The 15718-nt window shown below is 72.0% G+C and carries 15 protein-coding genes; 8 read left to right on the forward strand and 7 right to left on the reverse strand.

The genetic code is table 11. The features are described 5' to 3' along the window. Positions 1–59: 59 nt before the first annotated feature. The 4 genes from modA to ABZT02_RS05040 all read left to right on the forward strand — a co-directional run bounded on the left by modA (position 60) and on the right by ABZT02_RS05040 (position 4001). Positions 60–881 (forward strand): molybdate ABC transporter substrate-binding protein, encoded by an 822-nt coding sequence (modA, locus tag ABZT02_RS05025; protein WP_356014287.1) that lies wholly within the window; start codon positions 60–62, stop codon positions 879–881. Then, positions 878–1741, forward strand: a complete 864-nt coding sequence (gene modB / locus ABZT02_RS05030) for a molybdate ABC transporter permease subunit (protein ID WP_356014289.1) — start codon at positions 878–880, stop codon at positions 1739–1741. Before modA ends, modB begins: the two co-directional genes overlap by 4 nt. A 697-nt stretch (positions 1742–2438) precedes the next feature. Beyond that, the gene (locus tag ABZT02_RS05035; RefSeq protein ID WP_356014291.1) at positions 2439–3518 is read left to right on the forward strand and encodes an ABC transporter ATP-binding protein; all 1080 of its coding nucleotides are present in this window, start codon (positions 2439–2441) and stop codon (positions 3516–3518) included. 276 nt (positions 3519–3794) lie between these two features. Beyond that, a complete protein-coding gene (locus ABZT02_RS05040) occupies positions 3795–4001 on the forward strand; it encodes a hypothetical protein (RefSeq protein WP_356014294.1) in 207 nt (68 codons plus the stop codon). A 45-nt stretch (positions 4002–4046) separates the two neighbouring features. On the opposite strand, the gene ABZT02_RS05045 is transcribed toward ABZT02_RS05040, so the two are convergent. Then, positions 4047–4490 carry a DUF6299 family protein gene (locus tag ABZT02_RS05045; protein WP_356014296.1) on the reverse strand — a complete coding sequence of 148 codons (444 nt, stop codon included), beginning with the start codon at positions 4488–4490 and terminating at the stop codon, positions 4047–4049. 243 nt (positions 4491–4733) lie between these two features. Between ABZT02_RS05045 and ABZT02_RS05050 the strand changes: the two genes are divergently transcribed. Further along, on the forward strand, positions 4734–4928 hold the full coding sequence (locus tag ABZT02_RS05050) for a DUF5999 family protein (protein ID WP_356014298.1): 195 nt from the start codon (positions 4734–4736) through the stop codon (positions 4926–4928). 462 nt (positions 4929–5390) lie between these two features. Here the strand turns inward: ABZT02_RS05050 and ABZT02_RS05055 are convergent, their stop codons facing one another. Continuing rightward, positions 5391–5789, reverse strand: coding sequence for a RidA family protein (locus ABZT02_RS05055; RefSeq protein ID WP_356014300.1), 399 nt, complete (start codon positions 5787–5789; stop codon positions 5391–5393). Next, entirely contained in the window at positions 5786–6913 is a 1128-nt protein-coding gene (locus ABZT02_RS05060; RefSeq protein WP_356014302.1) for an acyl-CoA dehydrogenase family protein, read from the reverse strand. Before ABZT02_RS05060 ends, ABZT02_RS05055 begins: the two co-directional genes overlap by 4 nt. Before the next feature lie 147 nt (positions 6914–7060). Here ABZT02_RS05060 and ABZT02_RS05065 point away from each other — a divergent pair, with 147 nt between their 5' ends. After that, complete coding sequence (locus ABZT02_RS05065) at positions 7061–8671, forward strand: AMP-binding protein (RefSeq protein WP_356014600.1); 1611 nt, start codon at positions 7061–7063, stop codon at positions 8669–8671. Next, positions 8668–9480, forward strand: coding sequence for a PaaX family transcriptional regulator C-terminal domain-containing protein (locus tag ABZT02_RS05070; protein ID WP_356014304.1), 813 nt, complete (start codon positions 8668–8670; stop codon positions 9478–9480). Before ABZT02_RS05065 ends, ABZT02_RS05070 begins: the two co-directional genes overlap by 4 nt. Before the next feature lie 30 nt (positions 9481–9510). Here the strand turns inward: ABZT02_RS05070 and ABZT02_RS05075 are convergent, their stop codons facing one another. Both ABZT02_RS05075 and ABZT02_RS05080 read right to left on the reverse strand, forming a co-directional pair. Further along, positions 9511–11835, reverse strand: coding sequence for a bifunctional salicylyl-CoA 5-hydroxylase/oxidoreductase (locus ABZT02_RS05075; RefSeq protein ID WP_356014307.1), 2325 nt, complete (start codon positions 11833–11835; stop codon positions 9511–9513). Beyond that, positions 11832–12659, reverse strand: a complete 828-nt coding sequence (locus tag ABZT02_RS05080; protein ID WP_356014309.1) for an enoyl-CoA hydratase family protein — start codon at positions 12657–12659, stop codon at positions 11832–11834. The genes ABZT02_RS05075 and ABZT02_RS05080 overlap by 4 nt, the downstream gene beginning before the upstream one ends. Before the next feature lie 307 nt (positions 12660–12966). Between ABZT02_RS05080 and ABZT02_RS05085 the strand changes: the two genes are divergently transcribed. Then, on the forward strand, positions 12967–13419 hold the full coding sequence (locus ABZT02_RS05085; RefSeq protein ID WP_356014310.1) for an ATP-binding protein: 453 nt from the start codon (positions 12967–12969) through the stop codon (positions 13417–13419). A gap of 3 nt (positions 13420–13422) precedes the next feature. On the opposite strand, the gene argF is transcribed toward ABZT02_RS05085, so the two are convergent. Together argF and ABZT02_RS05095 are read right to left on the reverse strand one after the other, a co-directional pair. After that, the gene (argF, locus tag ABZT02_RS05090) at positions 13423–14430 is read right to left on the reverse strand and encodes an ornithine carbamoyltransferase (RefSeq protein WP_356014311.1); all 1008 of its coding nucleotides are present in this window, start codon (positions 14428–14430) and stop codon (positions 13423–13425) included. A gap of 59 nt (positions 14431–14489) precedes the next feature. Continuing rightward, entirely contained in the window at positions 14490–15713 is a 1224-nt protein-coding gene (locus tag ABZT02_RS05095; RefSeq protein ID WP_356014314.1) for an arginine deiminase, read from the reverse strand. Positions 15714–15718: the final 5 nt, after the last annotated feature.

Here is a 15718-nt window from a genome sequence, read left to right on the forward strand (position 1 = left end):
TACGTGGCCCTGCCGAGGCCTGAGCCGGGACCATGTGGACCAGAGGGAGCGGACCTGTGATGACCCCTACCGCGCGCCGGCATCGCCGCGCATTGCGGACGGCCGGTGCAGGTGCGGGTGCCGCAGCGCTGCTGGTCCTGAGCGCCTGCTCGTCGTCGGGCTCGGACTCCCCGTCCTCGGGGTCGGCGTCCGCCTCGGGCGAGCTCTCCGGCACAGTGACCGTGTTCGCCGCCGCCTCCCTCCAGGAGAGCTTCACAGCACTGGGCAAGCGGTTCGAGCGGGCACACCCCGGCACGAAGGTCACCTTCAGCTTCGGCGGCAGCGACTCGCTGGCCGCGAGCATCACCGGCGGCGCCCCGGCGGACGTGTTCGCCTCGGCCAGCCCCAAGACGATGAAGATCGTCACGGACGCGGGGGACGCCTCCGGCACGCCCGTCACCTTCGTGCGCAACCAGCTGGAGATCGCCACCCTGCCCGGCAACCCGGACGGGGTCGGGTCGCTGAAGGACCTCACGGACAAGGACCTGAAGGTCGTGCTGTGCGCCGAGGAGGTGCCGTGCGGTGCCGCCGCGCGGAAGGCCCTCGACGCGAGCAAGCTGAAGCTCACACCGGTCTCCTACGAGCAGGACGTCAAGGCCGCGCTGACGAAGGTCGAGCTGAAGGAGGCCGACGCGGCCGTCGTCTACAAGACCGATGTGCACGCGGCGGGTGACAAGGTGGAGGGCGTGGAGTTCCCCGAGTCCGCCGACGCCGTCAACGACTACCCGATCACCCTGCTCAAGGGCGCGCGGCACACGGACGCCGCGAAGGCGTTCATCGCACTCGTGCGGTCCGCCGAGGGCCAGAAGGTCCTGACCGGGGCCGGGTTCCTCAAGCCGTGAGCCCGACCGACAAGGCCACTGCCGCGTCCGAGACCCTCCGGGGCGGGCCGCGGCGCCGGCGTGTCCGAGCGACCGGCGGCGGCCGCGGTGTGCCGTTGCCGCTGCTCGTGCCCGCGCTGATCGGCCTGGCGTTCCTTACCGTGCCGCTGATCGCCCTGCTCGTACGGGCGCCCTGGCGCGGCATGCCCGAGCAGCTGACCGGCGCCGCGGTGTGGCAGGCGCTCCAGCTGTCCCTGGTCTGCGCCACGGCCGCGACCGCGGTGAGCCTGGTGCTCGGGGTCCCGCTGGCCTGGCTGCTGGCCCGCGTCGAGTTCCCCGGCCGGGGCCTGGTCCGCGCCCTGGTCACCCTGCCACTGGTCCTCCCTCCGGTCGTCGGCGGTGTCGCGCTGCTCATGGCACTGGGCCGCAACGGGGTGGTCGGGCAGTGGCTGGACGCCTGGTTCGGGATCACGCTCCCCTTCACCACCGCCGGGGTCGTGGTCGCCGAGGCGTTCGTCGCGATGCCCTTCCTCGTCATCAGCGTGGAGGGCACCCTGCGGGCCGCCGACCCGCGCTACGAGGAGGCGGCGACGACCCTGGGCGCCTCGCGTTTCACCGCGTTCCGGCGGGTCACGCTGCCGCTCATCGCACCGGGGGTGGCGGCGGGGGCCGTACTGGCCTGGGCGCGGGCACTGGGCGAGTTCGGCGCGACGATCACCTTCGCGGGCAACTTTCCGGGCCGTACCCAGACCATGCCGCTGGCCGTCTACCTCGCCCTCCAGAGCGACCCGGAGGCGGCCATCGCCCTCAGCCTGGTCCTGCTGGCCGTGTCCGTGGCGGTACTGGCGGGCCTGCGCGACCGTTGGATGGCGACGGGATGACTGCGGTGGGCGGGAGCGGGACGGCCGGGGACGGGACGGACGGGGGCGGAACGGCCGACGGCAGGACGGCCCGCAGCGCATCGGCCGACGCCGGGACGGACGGTGGTCGAACGGGCGGGGGCAGGACAGCAGACGGCAGGACAGCCCGCAGCGGATCGGCCAACGGCGGGACGGGCGGTGGTCGAACGGGCAGTGGCAGGACGGGGGACGGCAGGACAGCCCGCAGCGCATCGGCCGACGCCGGGACAGGCGATGGTGGAACGCCCCGCAGCGCTGACCACACGACGTGCGACGCCGGCGACACCGAGACGGCCGCGGCCGCTGACGACCGAACGACTCTGACCGGAGCGGGACCCGGAGCCGGTCCGGCCACCGCGACCGGCGTCGACGGCGACCACGCGACACACGATCCCGGGGCCGGCAGGACCGCTCGGACTGCCGAAGCCCCTACGACGGAAACGGCACTCGCCCGATCGCCGCGACCGACGCCGGCCCTGACCACCCGACGCCCTACCCCGGGTGACAGCGACATGGCCCCGACCGCTGACACCCCTACGACGGAACCCGGCACTCGCCCGACCACCGCGCCCGGCGTCCGCCCCGTGAACCGCGCCGGAGGCAGTCATGCGGGCGGCACCGGTGACGGTCGGACGGTCCGGACCGGCGGCATCGCACGAACGGGACGAGTGACCGCGCCATGACCAAGCAGACCCCAGCCACCGCCCCCGACGCCACCCTGGACGGCCTCGACGCCCGCCTGGTGGTGGACCGCGGCGCCTTCCGCCTCGACGTGTCCCTGTCCGTCGCCCCCGGCGAGGTCGTCGCCCTGCTGGGCCCGAACGGTGCCGGAAAGACCACTGCCCTGCGCGCCCTCGCCGGTCTCACCCCGCTCACGGACGGCCATCTACGGTTGGACGGCGACGAGTTGGAACGTACGTCGCCGGAGTCCCGCCCCGTCGGCGTCGTCTTCCAGGACTATCTGCTCTTCCCGCACCTCACCGCCCTCGACAACGTCGCCTTCGGCCCGCGCTGCCAGGGCGCGTCCAGGGCGGAGGCCCGCGCGCAGGCCGCCGAGTGGCTGGACCGGATGGGTCTCGCGGCCCACGCGGGCGCCAAGCCCCGCAAGTTGTCCGGCGGCCAGGCCCAACGCGTCGCCCTGGCCCGCGCGTTGGCCACTCGCCCCCGGCTGCTGCTCCTGGACGAGCCGCTGGCCGCCCTCGACGCCCGCACCCGTCTGGAGGTCCGCGCCCAACTCCGGCGCCACTTGGCCGAGTTCGAAGCCGTCGCCGTACTCGTCACGCACGACCCGCTGGACGCGATGGTCCTCGCCGACCGCCTCGTGGTCGTCGAACACGGCGAGGTCGTCCAGGAAGGCGCTCCCTCTCACATCGCCCGGCACCCCCGCACCGACTACATCGCCCAGCTCGTCGGCCTGAACCTGTACCGGGGCGAAGCCGACGGCCACACGGTCCGCCTCGAAGCCGGGCCCGCGCTCACGACCACGGAATACCTCACGGGACCGGTGTTCGTGGCCTTCCCGCCGAGCGCCGTGACCCTCTACCGCGAACCCCCCGCCGGCTCCAGCGCCCGCAACCACTGGCGGTGCGAGGTGGCCGGCCTGGAGACCCACGGCGACCAGATCCGCGCCGACCTCACGGGCGAGCTCCCCCTCGCGGCGGACCTCACGACGGTGGCCGCGGCCGAACTGGACCTGCATCCGGGCGCGGAGGTCTGGGCGGCGGTGAAGGCGGCGCAGACGCACGCGTATCCCGTCTGAGGGAGGGGCCGGGCCCGGAACCGAGCCGACGATCACGAGTGATCACGCTTCGCCACGGCCGCGGGAACTCCCGGGCTTCACCCGAACGGCGGTCCGGACGGGCTGCCCGGCCCGCCCGTTCCTAGCGTGAACGCATGCGGGGTGCACCCGTCCGGCCCCTCGCCCCGACCGCCGGACGGAAGGACCGAAGGACCGAAGGACCGCCGGATCCCAGGAGGAGGAGACCATGACTCTGGCCACCCTCGAACACACCTCCGAAGCGAAGGCGGGCGGCCGGTGACCCCCGCGGACCCCACACCCGCACTGCGGTGCGCGAGTCGGCACTCCGGTCCCCGGGACGGGGAGGAGTGCGGGGCCCGCGCCCGCTTCGAGATCGCCTGCCACGCCCGGCCACCGCTGGTCGTGTGCCCTCAACACCTGGGCCCCGCACTGCTGTTGGCCGACGGCGTGCTGTGGCCTCCGGAGATCTCCCTCGTGCGCTGACCGCCCGGCGGTGAGCGAGCCCACCGGCGGGCACGTGCGCCTCGGTCAGCCCTTCGTCAGCGTGATGTCCCGCTGCTCGGCCGCGTGGAAGCGGGGCCACGGCAGGCCGCCCTGGAGGCTGAGTTCCATGAGGGTGGCCTCGACGTGGGCCGCACCCGGCTCAAGGGTCTCCAAGGTGGGCTTGCCCGTGTTTTCCCAGCTGTGCTCCACGCCGTCACACACCGCGCGGGTCCCGCCGAAGCCGTGCTGGACCGACGGCGAGCGCCCGCTCACGGAGGAGCTCACGAACACCGGGCCCGAACCGCCGGTGCAGCGGTAGGTGCCGGACAGGGTCACGGTGCCGTCCTCGGCGATACGGCCGACGGGGTCGACGGTGATGGTCTCGTTCGGGGCGGCGGCGGGCGGCGCGGCGGCGGCGGGCGGCGCCGCGGCGGCCATCAGGAACAGCACGGCGCCGGCAGCGGCGGCGAGAGCGGGGCGAACAGGCATGGGGGGTACCTCCCGGATGAGTGGAGCGGTGACCTCCACTGCTACCGGGAAGACGGCCGGACAGCCGTGATCGTCACTCCTTCGGTGGCGAGTCCGCACCGAGCGTCGTGGAACCGTCCGAGAGTTGTCCGCGTGTTGTCACGCTTCACGTCGGGCCGTTCCGATGAGTTCGCGACAGGAGCATGGTCTACCCATACGGATGCGGCCCCCATAGGGACGGTCCGACGAATATGGAGGTGCGCCATGTGTTCTCACCGGTCTTCGTGCGCTTCGTCCGACACCACCACCCCGCACATCGTGGCCGCCCACCCCGAACAGGGCTGGAACCTGCTGTGCGACGGCGCGATCGTCTTCGACGACACCGGCGAGCTGCTGCCCGACGGCCGCGTCGTCGCGCCGCACCGGGTGCCGACCGGACAGCTGGCCGTCGCCGCCTGATGCCCCCGCGGGAGGGGTCCGACCGGGCGGCGACCGTGGACGCGGGACGTCTTCGGATCCTCGGCCGCCCCCGCGACGAGCGCGAGCCTGACGAACGCCCTCACCCTCACCGAAGGGCCGCATCGGTCCACAGGGGCGCCCTGGCCCGCCGCCGACGTTCTCACCCGGCACCGGCCGCCCGCTGAGCGAACCGACCCCCGCCGACACCCGGCGCGGCGGCTTCAGCCCCAGGGTTCGCAAACCCTTAGGGCTCGCAAACGAGGAACAGCACCCCCGCCCGACACCTCGCCGGCCCCGCAGACCGCTCGGAAACGCCGAGCCGCTTCCGTCCGCGCCCGCTGGTGGTCCCCGTACGGCGGCGTGGCCGGGCCGTCACCGGTGGGGGGCGCCACGACCGCGCCGCCCCTGTCCTCGTACGCCACGATCCCCGCGCTGCACCCGATCCCGCGCAGACCGGCGATGCTAGGGCAGCACCGCGAAGCCGTCGAGTTCCACCGCGGCCTGGTCGTCCCACAGCCGTACGACCTCGACGACGGCCATCGCGGGATAGTCGCGGCCCGCCAACTCCCGCCAGATCCGGCCGAGTTCGCGCGCATGGGTGCGGTAGGCGGTGATGTCGGTGGCGTAGACGGTGACGCGGGCGAGGTCGGACGGGGTGCCGCCGGCGGCCTCGAGGGCGGTGAGGAGATTGGTGAGCGCCTTCTCGAACTGCTCCGGCAGGGAGTCGCCCACCACCTTGCCGTCGGTGTCCAGGGCCGTCTGCCCCGCCAGGAAGACGACCCGTGAGCCGGTGGCGACGACCGCGTGCGAGAACCCGGTGGGCGGGGACAGTTCGGGCGGGTTGATGCGCTCGGCGCTCACGACACCTCCAGGTCGGCGTACAACTCCTTGGCGATGATGCCCCGTTGGACCTCGCTCGCCCCTTCGTAGATGCGCGGGGCGCGCACCTCCCGGTACAGGTGTTCCAGCAGATGACCGCGTTGCAGGGCGCGTGCGCCGTGGAGTTGGACCGCGGTGTCGACGACGTACTGCGCGGTCTCGGTGGCGAGCAGCTTCGCCATCGCCGCGCGCTTGGGCACGTCCGGGGCGTCTTCGTCGTACGCCGTCGCCGCCGCGTACACCATGAGGCGGGCCGCGTCCGTACGCAGGGCCATCTCGGCGACCGTGTGGGCCACGCTCTGCAGGTCCCTCAACTTGCCCCCGAAAGCGTCCCGTTGCGAGGTGTGCGCGAGGGTCGCGTCCAGTGCGGCCTGGGCCATGCCGACCGCGAAGGCGCCCACGCTGGGCCGGAAGAGGTTCAGGGTTGCCATGGCGACCCGGAAGCCGCGGTCGACCTCGCCGAGGACGTCGTCGGCGCTCACCGGCACGGCGTCGAGGGCGAGGGCGCCGATGGGGTGCGGGGAGAGCATGTCGAGGGCGGTGCCGGTGAGGCCGGGGCGGTCGGCGGGCACGAGGAAGGCGGTCACTCCGCGGGCTCCGGCGGCGGGGGTGGTCCGGGCGAAGACGGTGTAGAAGTCGGCCTCGGGGGCGTTGGAGATCCAGCACTTCTCCCCGGTGAGCCGCCAGCGGGAGGGGCCGTCGGGCTCGGCGGACAGGGCTAGGGCCGCCGCGTCCGAGCCCGCCCCCGGCTCGCTCAGCGCGAACGCGGCCACCGCGGTGCCCTCGCCGACCGCCGGCAGCCAGCGCTCCCGCTGGGCCGGGGTGCCGTGGGCGTGGACGGGGTGGGCGCCGAGGCCCTGGAGGGCGAGGGCCGTCTCGGCCTCCGTGCAGGCGTACGCCAGGGACTCCCGCATCAGGCAGAGGTCGAGGGCGCCTGAGGTGAACAGCCGCTCCAGCAGGCCCAGTGCGCCGAGTTCGGCGACCAGCGGGCGGTTCACCTGGCCCGGCTCGCCCTTCTCCGCGAGCGGGCGCAGCCGTTCCGCGGCGAGGGTGCGCAGCTCCGTACATCGGGCGGTCTGTGACGGTTCGAGCGAGAATGCGGGCATTGCCGGTCCCCTCTCGTCGACAGGGCCCTCCGACAGTATCGCGTGCCGTTGACTGTCGTCACCAACACGATACGCTCCTTGTGCGAGCCCACCATCGACGCCCACAAGGCGGCCCACGCGGCCCAGAAGGCAAGGGGGCGACCCGCCATGAACGCCTCGGCCCACGTCGACACCTTCGCGCGCGACCACCTCCCACCCCCGGACCAGTGGCCGCAGCTCCGCTTCGACCTTCCGGAGCTGCGGTACCCCGATCGGCTGAACTGCGCCGCCGCACTGCTGACGGGCCCGCCCGACGACCGCCCGGTCTTCCACACCCCGGCCGGGGACACATGGACCTACGGCACACTCCGCGCCCGTGTCGACCGGCTCGCTCACCTCCTCACCGGTGACCTCGGAGTCGTTCCCGGCAACCGGGTGCTGCTGCGCGGCCCGACCACCCCCTGGCTCGCGGCCTGCTGGCTGGCGGTGCTGAAGGCGGGGGCGGTCGCCGTGACGGTGCTGGCCCAACAGCGCCCGCACGAGCTGGCCACGATGTGCGAGATAGCGCGCATAGAGCACGCCCTGTGCGACATACGCGCCGTGGACGATCTCGCCAAGGCCGAGATACCGGGCCTCCGGATCACGACGTACGGCGGCGACACCCCCGACGACCTGCTGAACCGCGAGGCGCCCGGGACGCCGTACCCGGCCGTGGAGACCGCCGATGACGACGTGGCGCTGATCGCCTTCACCTCCGGGACCACCGGCCGCCCCAAGGGCTGTATGCACTTCCACCGGGATGTGCTCGCGATAGCCGACACCTTCTCCAAGCATGTGCTGCGCCCCCATGTGGACGATGTCTTCACGGGCAGCCCCCCGCTCAGTTTCACCTTCGGGCTCGGCGGCCTGGTGATCTTCCCGATGCGCGCGGGCGCCAGCTCCCTCCTCCTCGAACAGGCCCATCCCCGGCAGCTGCTGCCGGCGATCGCCGAGCACCGCGTCTCCGTCCTGTTCACCGCCCCCACCGCCTACCGCGCCATGCTCGACGAACTCGACGCGTACGACATCGCGTCCCTGCGGCGCTGTGTCTCCGCCGGTGAGAACCTGCCCGCGGCCACCTGGCGGGCCTGGCAGGAGCGGACCGGGCTGCGGATCGTCAACGGCATCGGCGCCACCGAACTGCTGCACATCTTCATCTCCGCGGCCGACGAGCACATCCGGCCCGGGACGACCGGGGTGCCCGTACCCGGATGGCACGCGCGCGTGGTCGACGGGACGGGTCGTGAAATGCCCGACGGTGAGCCCGGGTTGCTCGCCGTACGCGGACCCGTCGGCTGCCGCTACCTCGCCGATCCACGGCAGCGCGAGTACGTGCGGGACGGCTGGAACATCACCGGCGACACATACATCCGGGAAAACGATGGGTACTTCCGCTATGTGGCCCGCGCGGACGACATGATCATCTCCGCCGGGTACAACATCGCAGGACCGGAGGTCGAGGACGCCCTGCTGCGCCACCCTGACGTGGTCGAGGCGGCGGTCGTGGGCCGGGCCGACGAGGCGCGCGGTCAGATCGTCGTCGCCTTCGCCGTCCTCAGGGAGGGCGCCGAGCGCGACGCCGACGCGCTGCGCACCTTCGTCAAGGCCGAACTGGCGCCCTACAAATGCCCGCGTGAGATCGTCTTCCTGGACGCGCTGCCGCGCACGGCGACCGGCAAACTCCAGCGGTTCAGACTGCGTACCGATGTGACCAGCAGTGATCCACACGACCTAAGATGATCAACGTGTCCGACCAGCATGCACCACGGTCTCTCATCGTCACGCTCTACGGAGCCTACGGCCGCTTCATGCCGGGCCCCGTGCCCGTCGCCGAGCTGATCCGGCTGCTGGCCGCGGTCGGCGTGGACGCCCCCTCCGTACGCTCGTCGGTGTCCCGCCTCAAGCGGCGCGGCCTGCTGCTGCCCGCCCGCACGGCACGGGGCGCCGCCGGGTACGAACTGTCTCCGGACGCCCGCCAGCTGCTCGACGACGGCGACCGGCGCATCTACGCGGTGACTCCGCCCGAGGACGAGGGCTGGGTGCTCGCCGTGTTCTCGGTACCCGAGTCGGAGCGGCAGAAGCGGCACGTGCTGCGCTCACGACTGGCCGGACTCGGCTTCGGCACCGCGGCCCCCGGGGTGTGGATCGCCCCCGCGCGGCTGTACGAGGAGGCCCGGCACACCCTCCAGCGGCTGCGGCTCGACCCGTACGTGGACTTCTTCCGCGGCGAGCATCTCGGTTTCGCGGCGACCGTGGAGGCGGTGGCCCGCTGGTGGGACCTGGCCGCGATCGCCAAGGAGCACGAGGCGTTCCTCGACCGCCACGCGCGCGTGCTGCGCGACTGGGAGGACCGGTCCGACACCCCGCCCGCGGAGGCCTACCGGGACTACCTCCTCGCCCTCGACTCCTGGCGCCATCTCCCCTACGCGGACCCCGGCCTGCCCGCCCCGCTGCTTCCAAAGGACTGGCCGGGCGAGCGGGCGGCGGCGGTGTTCCGAGGCCTGCACGAGCGGCTGCGGGACGCGGGGGCGGCGTTCGCGGGCCTGTGATGCCGGCCCCCCGGAGCTTCGTCCGGACCCTCAAGTCCCCAGCGTGAGACGGGGCTTGGGAGCGTCCGTGCGTCCGGTCTGCGGTCGGCGGCTGCCCGCGCGGTACGGGTCAGGCCAGACGACGCCGGGACCGTCGTACCCCTGCTCGGCGGCCGCGTGCAGGGTCCAGTGCGGGTCGTAGAGATGCGGTCGGGCCAGCGCGCACAGATCCGTACGCCCGGCCAGGATCAGGGAGTTGACGTCGTCCCAGGAGGAGATGGCACCGACGGCGATCACCGGGACGCCGGTCTCGTGGCGGATCCGGTCGGCGTAGGGCGTCTGGTACGAGCGCCCGTACTCGGGGTGTTCCTCGGCCACGACCTGTCCGGTCGAGACGTCGATCGCATCGGCGCCGTGCGCGGCGAAGGCGCGGGCGATCTCGACGGCGTCCTCGGCCGTGTTGCCGCCCTCGGCCCAGTCGGTGGCGGAGATGCGGACGGTCATGGGCCGTTCCTGCGGCCACACTCCCCTGACGGCGTCGAAGACTTCGAGCGGGAAGCGCAGGCGCCCCGCGAGCGAGCCGCCGTAGGCGTCGGTGCGCCGGTTGGTCAGCGGGGAGAGGAAACCGGAGAGCAGGTAGCCATGGGCGCAGTGCAGTTCGAGGAGGTCGAAGCCGGCTCGGGCGGCACGCCAGGCGGCGCCGGTGAACTGCTCGCGGATGTCGGTCAGTTGGGCGCGGCCGAGCTCGCGCGGAGTCTGGTTGAAGGGCCGGTACGGAATCGGGGACGGCGCCACGACCGGCCAGTTGCCCTCCGGCAGCGGCTCGTCGATGCCCTCCCACATCAGCTTGGTCGAGCCCTTGCGGCCACTGTGACCGAGCTGTACGCCGATCGCGGTGCCCGGCGACTGCGCGTGCACGAAGTTCGTGATCCGCTTCCAGGCCTCGGTCTGCCTGCCGCTGTAGAGGCCGGTGCAGCCGGGAGTGATGCGCCCCTCGGGCGAGACGCACACCATCTCGGTCATCACCAGCCCGGCGCCGCCGAGAGCCCGGGCGCCCAGGTGGACCAGGTGGAAGTCGCCGGGGACGCCGTCGGTGGCGGAGTACATGTCCATCGGCGACACCACGACCCGGTTGCGCAGGGTCAGACCGCGCAGCCGGAACGGGGTGAACATCGGGGGCGTGTCCGGCGGGCAGCCGAACTCGCGCTCCACGGCGCCGGTGAAGGGGGCGTCGCGCAGGCGCAGGTTGTCGTGGGTGACCCGGCGGCTGCGGGTGAGCAGGTTGAAGGCGAACTGGCGGGGCGGCTGGTCGAGGTACAGGCCGAGGTTCTCGAACCACTCCAGGCTGGCGCGGGCGGCGCGTTGCGTGGCGGCGACGACGGGTTTGCGCTCTGCCTCGTAGGCCGCCAACGCCCCTTCCAGGGATGGCTGTTCGTCAAGGCAGGCGGCCAGGGCGAGGGCGTCCTCCACGGCGAGCTTGGTGCCGGAGCCGATGGAGAAGTGGGCGGTGTGGGCCGCGTCGCCGAGCAGCACGGTGTTGCCGTGCGACCAGTGTTCGTTGACCACCGTGCGGAAGGTGGTCCAGGTGGAGTTGTTGGAGCGCAGGGGGCGGCCGCGCAGTGCCTCCGCGAAGATCTTGGCGCAGCTCTCCGTCGATTCCCGCGGGGGGACCTCGTCGAATCCGGCGGCCCTCCAGACCTCCTCGCGCATCTCGATGATCACGGTGGAGGCGCCGAATTGGTTCTGCGGCCCGGAGGGCCTCGTTGAGGGGTGGTGGTCGGGCGACGGGCGGGCGTACGGGTAGCCGTGGAGTTGCATCACGCCGTGTTCGGTCTCGGCGATCTCGAACCGGAAGGCATCGAAGGGGAAGTCGGCGGCGAGCCAGATGTAGCGGCAGTGGTGCGGGGTCACATGGGGGCGGAACACATGTGCGTGGGCCCCGCGTGTGGTGCTGTTGACTCCGTCGGCGGCGATGACGAGGTCGTGCGTCTCCTCGAGGCCGGCCGGGGCCACCGTACGGAAGCGGAGGTCCACGCCGAGGGCGCGGCAGCGGTGGTGCAGGATGTCGAGGAGTCGTCTGCGGCCGAGTGCGGCGAAGCCGTGACCTCCGGAGGTGTGGCGTACGCCCCGGTGCACGATGTCGATGTCGTCCCAGCGGACGACGTCGGACTGCATCGCCTCGTGGACCACCGGGTCCGCGTGCTCGATGCCGCCGAGGGTCTCGTCGGAGAGGACCACGCCGAAGCCGAAGGTGTCGTCGGGGGCGTTGCGTTCCCAGACGGTGATGTCGCGAGCCGGGTCGAGACGTTTCAGCAGGGCGGCCGCATAGAGTCCGCCGGGACCACCGCCGATGACCGCCACGCGGAGGGGGTTCACCGTCCGCTCCATTTCGGCGGCCTCTTCTCCGTGAACGCCGCGTGGAACTCCCGGTAGTCCTCGCCGTTCATCAGCAGTGCCTGGGTGGAGGCGTCCAGTTCCACCGCGGCCGCCAGCGGCATGTCCAGCTCGGCCGTCAGCAGGGCCTTCGTCTGGGCGTACGCCAGGGCCGGGCCACCTGCCAGGCGGTGGGCCAGCGCTCGGGCGGCCTCGTCGGCGCCGCCCTCCTCGGTCAGTTGGCTGATCAGGCCGATGCGCTCGGCCTCGGCTGCGCGGACCGGTTCGCCGAGCATGAGGAGGCGGGTGGCGTGGCCCAGGCCGACCACGCGCGGCAGCAGATAGGCCGCGCCCATGTCGCCGCCGGACAGGCCGACCCTGGTGAACAGGAACGCGAACCGGGCCGACGGGTCGGCCACCCGGAAGTCGGCGGCCAGGGCCAGTACGGCTCCCGCGCCCGCCGCCACCCCGTGCACGGCCGCGATCACCGGGAACGGGCACTCCCGTACGGCCCTCACCACCTGGCCCGTCATCCGGTTGAAGTCGAGGAGCTGGGCGGTGTCCATGGCGAGGGTCGCGCCGATGATCTCGTCGACGTCACCGCCGGAGCAGAAACCGCGTCCCTCGCCGGCCAGGACCAGGGCCCGCACGGAACGCTCGCGGGACAGTTCGGCGAGCAGGTCGCGCAGGTCGGCGTAGGCACCGAAGGTGAGCGCGTTGAGTTTGTCGGGGCGGGCGAGGGTGACCGTGGCGACACCGTCGGCGAGGTCGACGCGCAGGTGCTGCCAGTCGGGGGTGCGGGCGGCGGAGCCGGTGAAGGGGCTCATGTCCGTGCGGCCTCCTCGTGCTCGGGCTGGGTGCGAGGTTCGAGGTGCGCTCTGCCCTTCGAAGCTATCACCCATCTTTGACCGTCGTCACGAGTACGCGATACAGGTGTCCGGATGTGACCTGGGTCCGTCACATCCGTCACGGCTCGTCGACAGAGGGGCAACGGCGGGATCAGCGGTGAGAGGCAAGCCGTTGCTACGGGTAAGCCGCCTGCCAACGGGGCCGAAGGTCCCGTACGGTGCCCGCCGGTCGCCTCTGCCGACGGCGCCGTACCATTCATCAGGTTGAAAGCAGGAAAGCCTGCTCATGAACGGACCCGCCTTGCAAGATCGCCCTCCGGCCTCCGCCTCCTGGCGCATCGCGCTGCCGCATTCCGCCGCGGCCGTGCCCGTGGCGCGCGCTCTGGTCCGCACCGCGCTGGCCGAACTGGAGCACGGGGCGGACTGCGACACCGCGGAGCTGCTGACGGCCGAGCTGGTGGCGAACGCCGTGGAGCACACGGCCGGCGACACCCCGATAGAGCTGGTCGTGGAGCTGCTGCCGACCGGCTGCCAGGTGGAGGTGCACGACCCGGACCCGGCACCCCCGGGTCATCTCACCCAGCCGGACACCAAGGACCCGGACCCCTGGCAGGAGCACGGCCGGGGACTGCTGCTGATCAGGGCACTGAGCTCGTCCTGCGGTCACCGCCCGACCGAGACGGGCAAGGCGGTGTGGTTCCGCCTGCCGGTGGTGCCGCCTCAGTGGCGCCCGGCGTGACGCTCAGGCCAGCGTCGCGACCAGCACCGCCTTGATCGTGTGCAGCCGGTTCTCCGCCTCGTCGAACACGACCGAGTGCGGCGACTCGAACACCTCGTCCGTGACCTCCAGGGACTCCAGCCCGTGGGTCTCGAAGATCTCCTGCCCCACCTTCGTACCGAGGTCGTGGAAGGCGGGCAGGCAGTGCAGGAACTTGACGTCCGCGTTCCCCGTGGCACGCAGCACGTCCATGGTCACCGCGTACGGCGAGAGCGCGGCGATCCGCTCGTCCCACACGTCCTTCGGCTCCCCCATCGAGACCCACACGTCGGTGGCGACGAAGTCAGTCCCCCGCACGCCCTCCTCCAGCGATTCCGTGAGGGTGATCCGCGCCCCGCTGTCCACGGCGAGCGCCCGCGCCCGCTCGACGACGTCCTGCGCGGGCCAGTAGCTCTTCGGCGCGACGATCCGGACGTCCATCCCCAGCAGCGCACCGGTGACCAGGTACGAGTTGCCCATGTTGAACCGCGCGTCACCGAGGTAGGCGAACGCGATCTCCCGGACCGGCTTCGCGGTGTGCTCGGTCATCGTCAGCACGTCGGCCAGCATCTGCGTGGGGTGCCAGTCGTCGGTGAGCCCGTTGTACACCGGTACCCCGGCGTACGCGGCCAGCTCCTCCACCTTCGGCTGGCTGTCCCCGCGGTACTCGATCCCGTCGTACATCCGGCCGAGCACGCGCGCGGTGTCGCGCACGGACTCCTTGTGCCCGATCTGCGAGCCGGACGGGTCCAGGTAGGTCGTCGAGGCGCCCTGGTCCGCCGCTGCGACCTCGAACGCGCAGCGCGTACGCGTCGAGGTCTTCTCGAAGATGAGGGCGATGTTCTTCCCGCTCAGGTACCGCGTCTCGGTCCCGGCCTTCTTCGCGGCCTTCAGCTCGGCTGCCAGCTCGACCAGCCCGAGGAACTCCTGCTCGGTGAAGTCGAGCTCCTTGAGGAAGTGGCGGCCGGCGAGGGCGGTCGGGACTGTCGCCATGGGGGCGCTCCAGAGGGACGAGAACAGGACTTTGGAAGTCTATACGATATTCAGCATTTCTATACAGCCTCCCTTTCCACCGGACAGCTCATGCAGCGCGGCCCGCCCCTCCCCCGCCCGAGCTCGCTGCCCGGGATCTCGATGACCTCGATGCCCTGCTTGCGCAGATGAGTGTTGGTGGTGGCGTTGCGCTCGTAGGCGACGACGACACCCGGCTCGACGGCGAGGACGTTGCAGCCGTCGTCCCACTGCTCACGCTCGGCCGCGTGCACGTCCTGGGTGGCGGTCAGGACCCGGATCTCGCTCAGCCCGAGCGCGGCGGCGATCGCACGGTGCATGTGCTCCGGCGGATGGTCGGTGACCTTGAGCTCCTTGTCGTCGACGCCCGGTTCGATGGTGTACGAGCGCAGCATGCCGAGCCCGGCGTACTGGGTGAAGGTGTCGCCGTCGACCATCGTCATCACGGTGTCCAGATGCATGAAGGCCCGGCGTTTCGGCATGTCGAGGGCCACGATCGACTGCGCGGAGCCCTCGGCGAAGAGCTTGTGCGCGAGCATCTCGACGGCTTGCGGTGTGGTCCGCTCGCTCATACCGATGAGGACGGCGCCGTTGCCGATGACGAGGACGTCGCCGCCCTCGATGGTGGACGGGTAGTCGGCCTGCCCCTCGGACCAGAGGTGAAACGTCTCGTCGCGGAAGAGCGGATGGTGGCGGTAGATCGCCTCGAAGTGGACCGTCTCGCGCTGGCGGGCCGGCCAGCGCATGGCGTTGACGGAGACCCCGTCGTATATCCAGGCCGAGGTGTCGCGGGTGAAGAGGTGGTTGGGCAGGGGGGCGAGGAGGAAGTCGTCGAGGTCCATGACATGGAAGCGCACGGAGGTCGGCTCCGGGTGCGCGTCCAGGAATTCCCTTTTGGTCATGCCTCCTACGAGCGCCTCCGCCAGCTCTCCGGCGGGCAGCGCCTCGAAGGAGGCCCGGAGATGATCGGTGGCCAGCGGACCGTACTCCTTCTCGTCGAAGACCCGGTCGAGGACGAGCGACCGGGCCGCCGGGATCTCCAGGGCCTCGGAGAGCAGGTCGCCGAAGAGGTGCACGGCGACACCGCGGTCGCGCAGTACGTCGGCGAACCCGTCGTGCTCGGCGCGCGCCCGGCGCACCCACAGCACGTCGTCGAAGAGCAGTGCGTCCTTGTTGCTGGGCGTGAGCCTTTTGAGCTCGAGATCCGGCCGGTGCAGGATGACGCGGCTGAGCCGCCCGGCCTCGGAGTCGACATGGAATCCCATGCCTC

Source organism: Streptomyces sp. NPDC005402, from assembly GCF_040606575.1.
Lineage (GTDB): Bacteria > Actinomycetota > Actinomycetes > Streptomycetales > Streptomycetaceae > Streptomyces.

Bases quoted from the DNA above. Each gene is read 5' to 3' on its own strand.
- modA (WP_356014287.1), top strand. From the start codon at position 60: ATGACCCCTACCGCGCGCCGGCATCGCCGCGCATTGCGGACGGCCGGT.
- ABZT02_RS05035 (WP_356014291.1), top strand. From the start codon at position 2,439: ATGACCAAGCAGACCCCAGCCACCGCCCCCGACGCCACCCTGGACGGC.
- ABZT02_RS05045 (WP_356014296.1), bottom strand. From the start codon at position 4,490: ATGCCTGTTCGCCCCGCTCTCGCCGCCGCTGCCGGCGCCGTGCTGTTC.
- ABZT02_RS05050 (WP_356014298.1), top strand. From the start codon at position 4,734: ATGTGTTCTCACCGGTCTTCGTGCGCTTCGTCCGACACCACCACCCCG.
- ABZT02_RS05060 (WP_356014302.1), bottom strand. From the start codon at position 6,913: ATGCCCGCATTCTCGCTCGAACCGTCACAGACCGCCCGATGTACGGAG.
- ABZT02_RS05065 (WP_356014600.1), top strand. From the start codon at position 7,061: ATGAACGCCTCGGCCCACGTCGACACCTTCGCGCGCGACCACCTCCCA.
- ABZT02_RS05070 (WP_356014304.1), top strand. From the start codon at position 8,668: ATGATCAACGTGTCCGACCAGCATGCACCACGGTCTCTCATCGTCACG.
- ABZT02_RS05080 (WP_356014309.1), bottom strand. From the start codon at position 12,659: ATGAGCCCCTTCACCGGCTCCGCCGCCCGCACCCCCGACTGGCAGCAC.
- ABZT02_RS05085 (WP_356014310.1), top strand. From the start codon at position 12,967: ATGAACGGACCCGCCTTGCAAGATCGCCCTCCGGCCTCCGCCTCCTGG.
- argF (WP_356014311.1), bottom strand. From the start codon at position 14,430: ATGGCGACAGTCCCGACCGCCCTCGCCGGCCGCCACTTCCTCAAGGAG.
- ABZT02_RS05095 (WP_356014314.1), bottom strand. From the start codon at position 15,713: ATGGGATTCCATGTCGACTCCGAGGCCGGGCGGCTCAGCCGCGTCATC.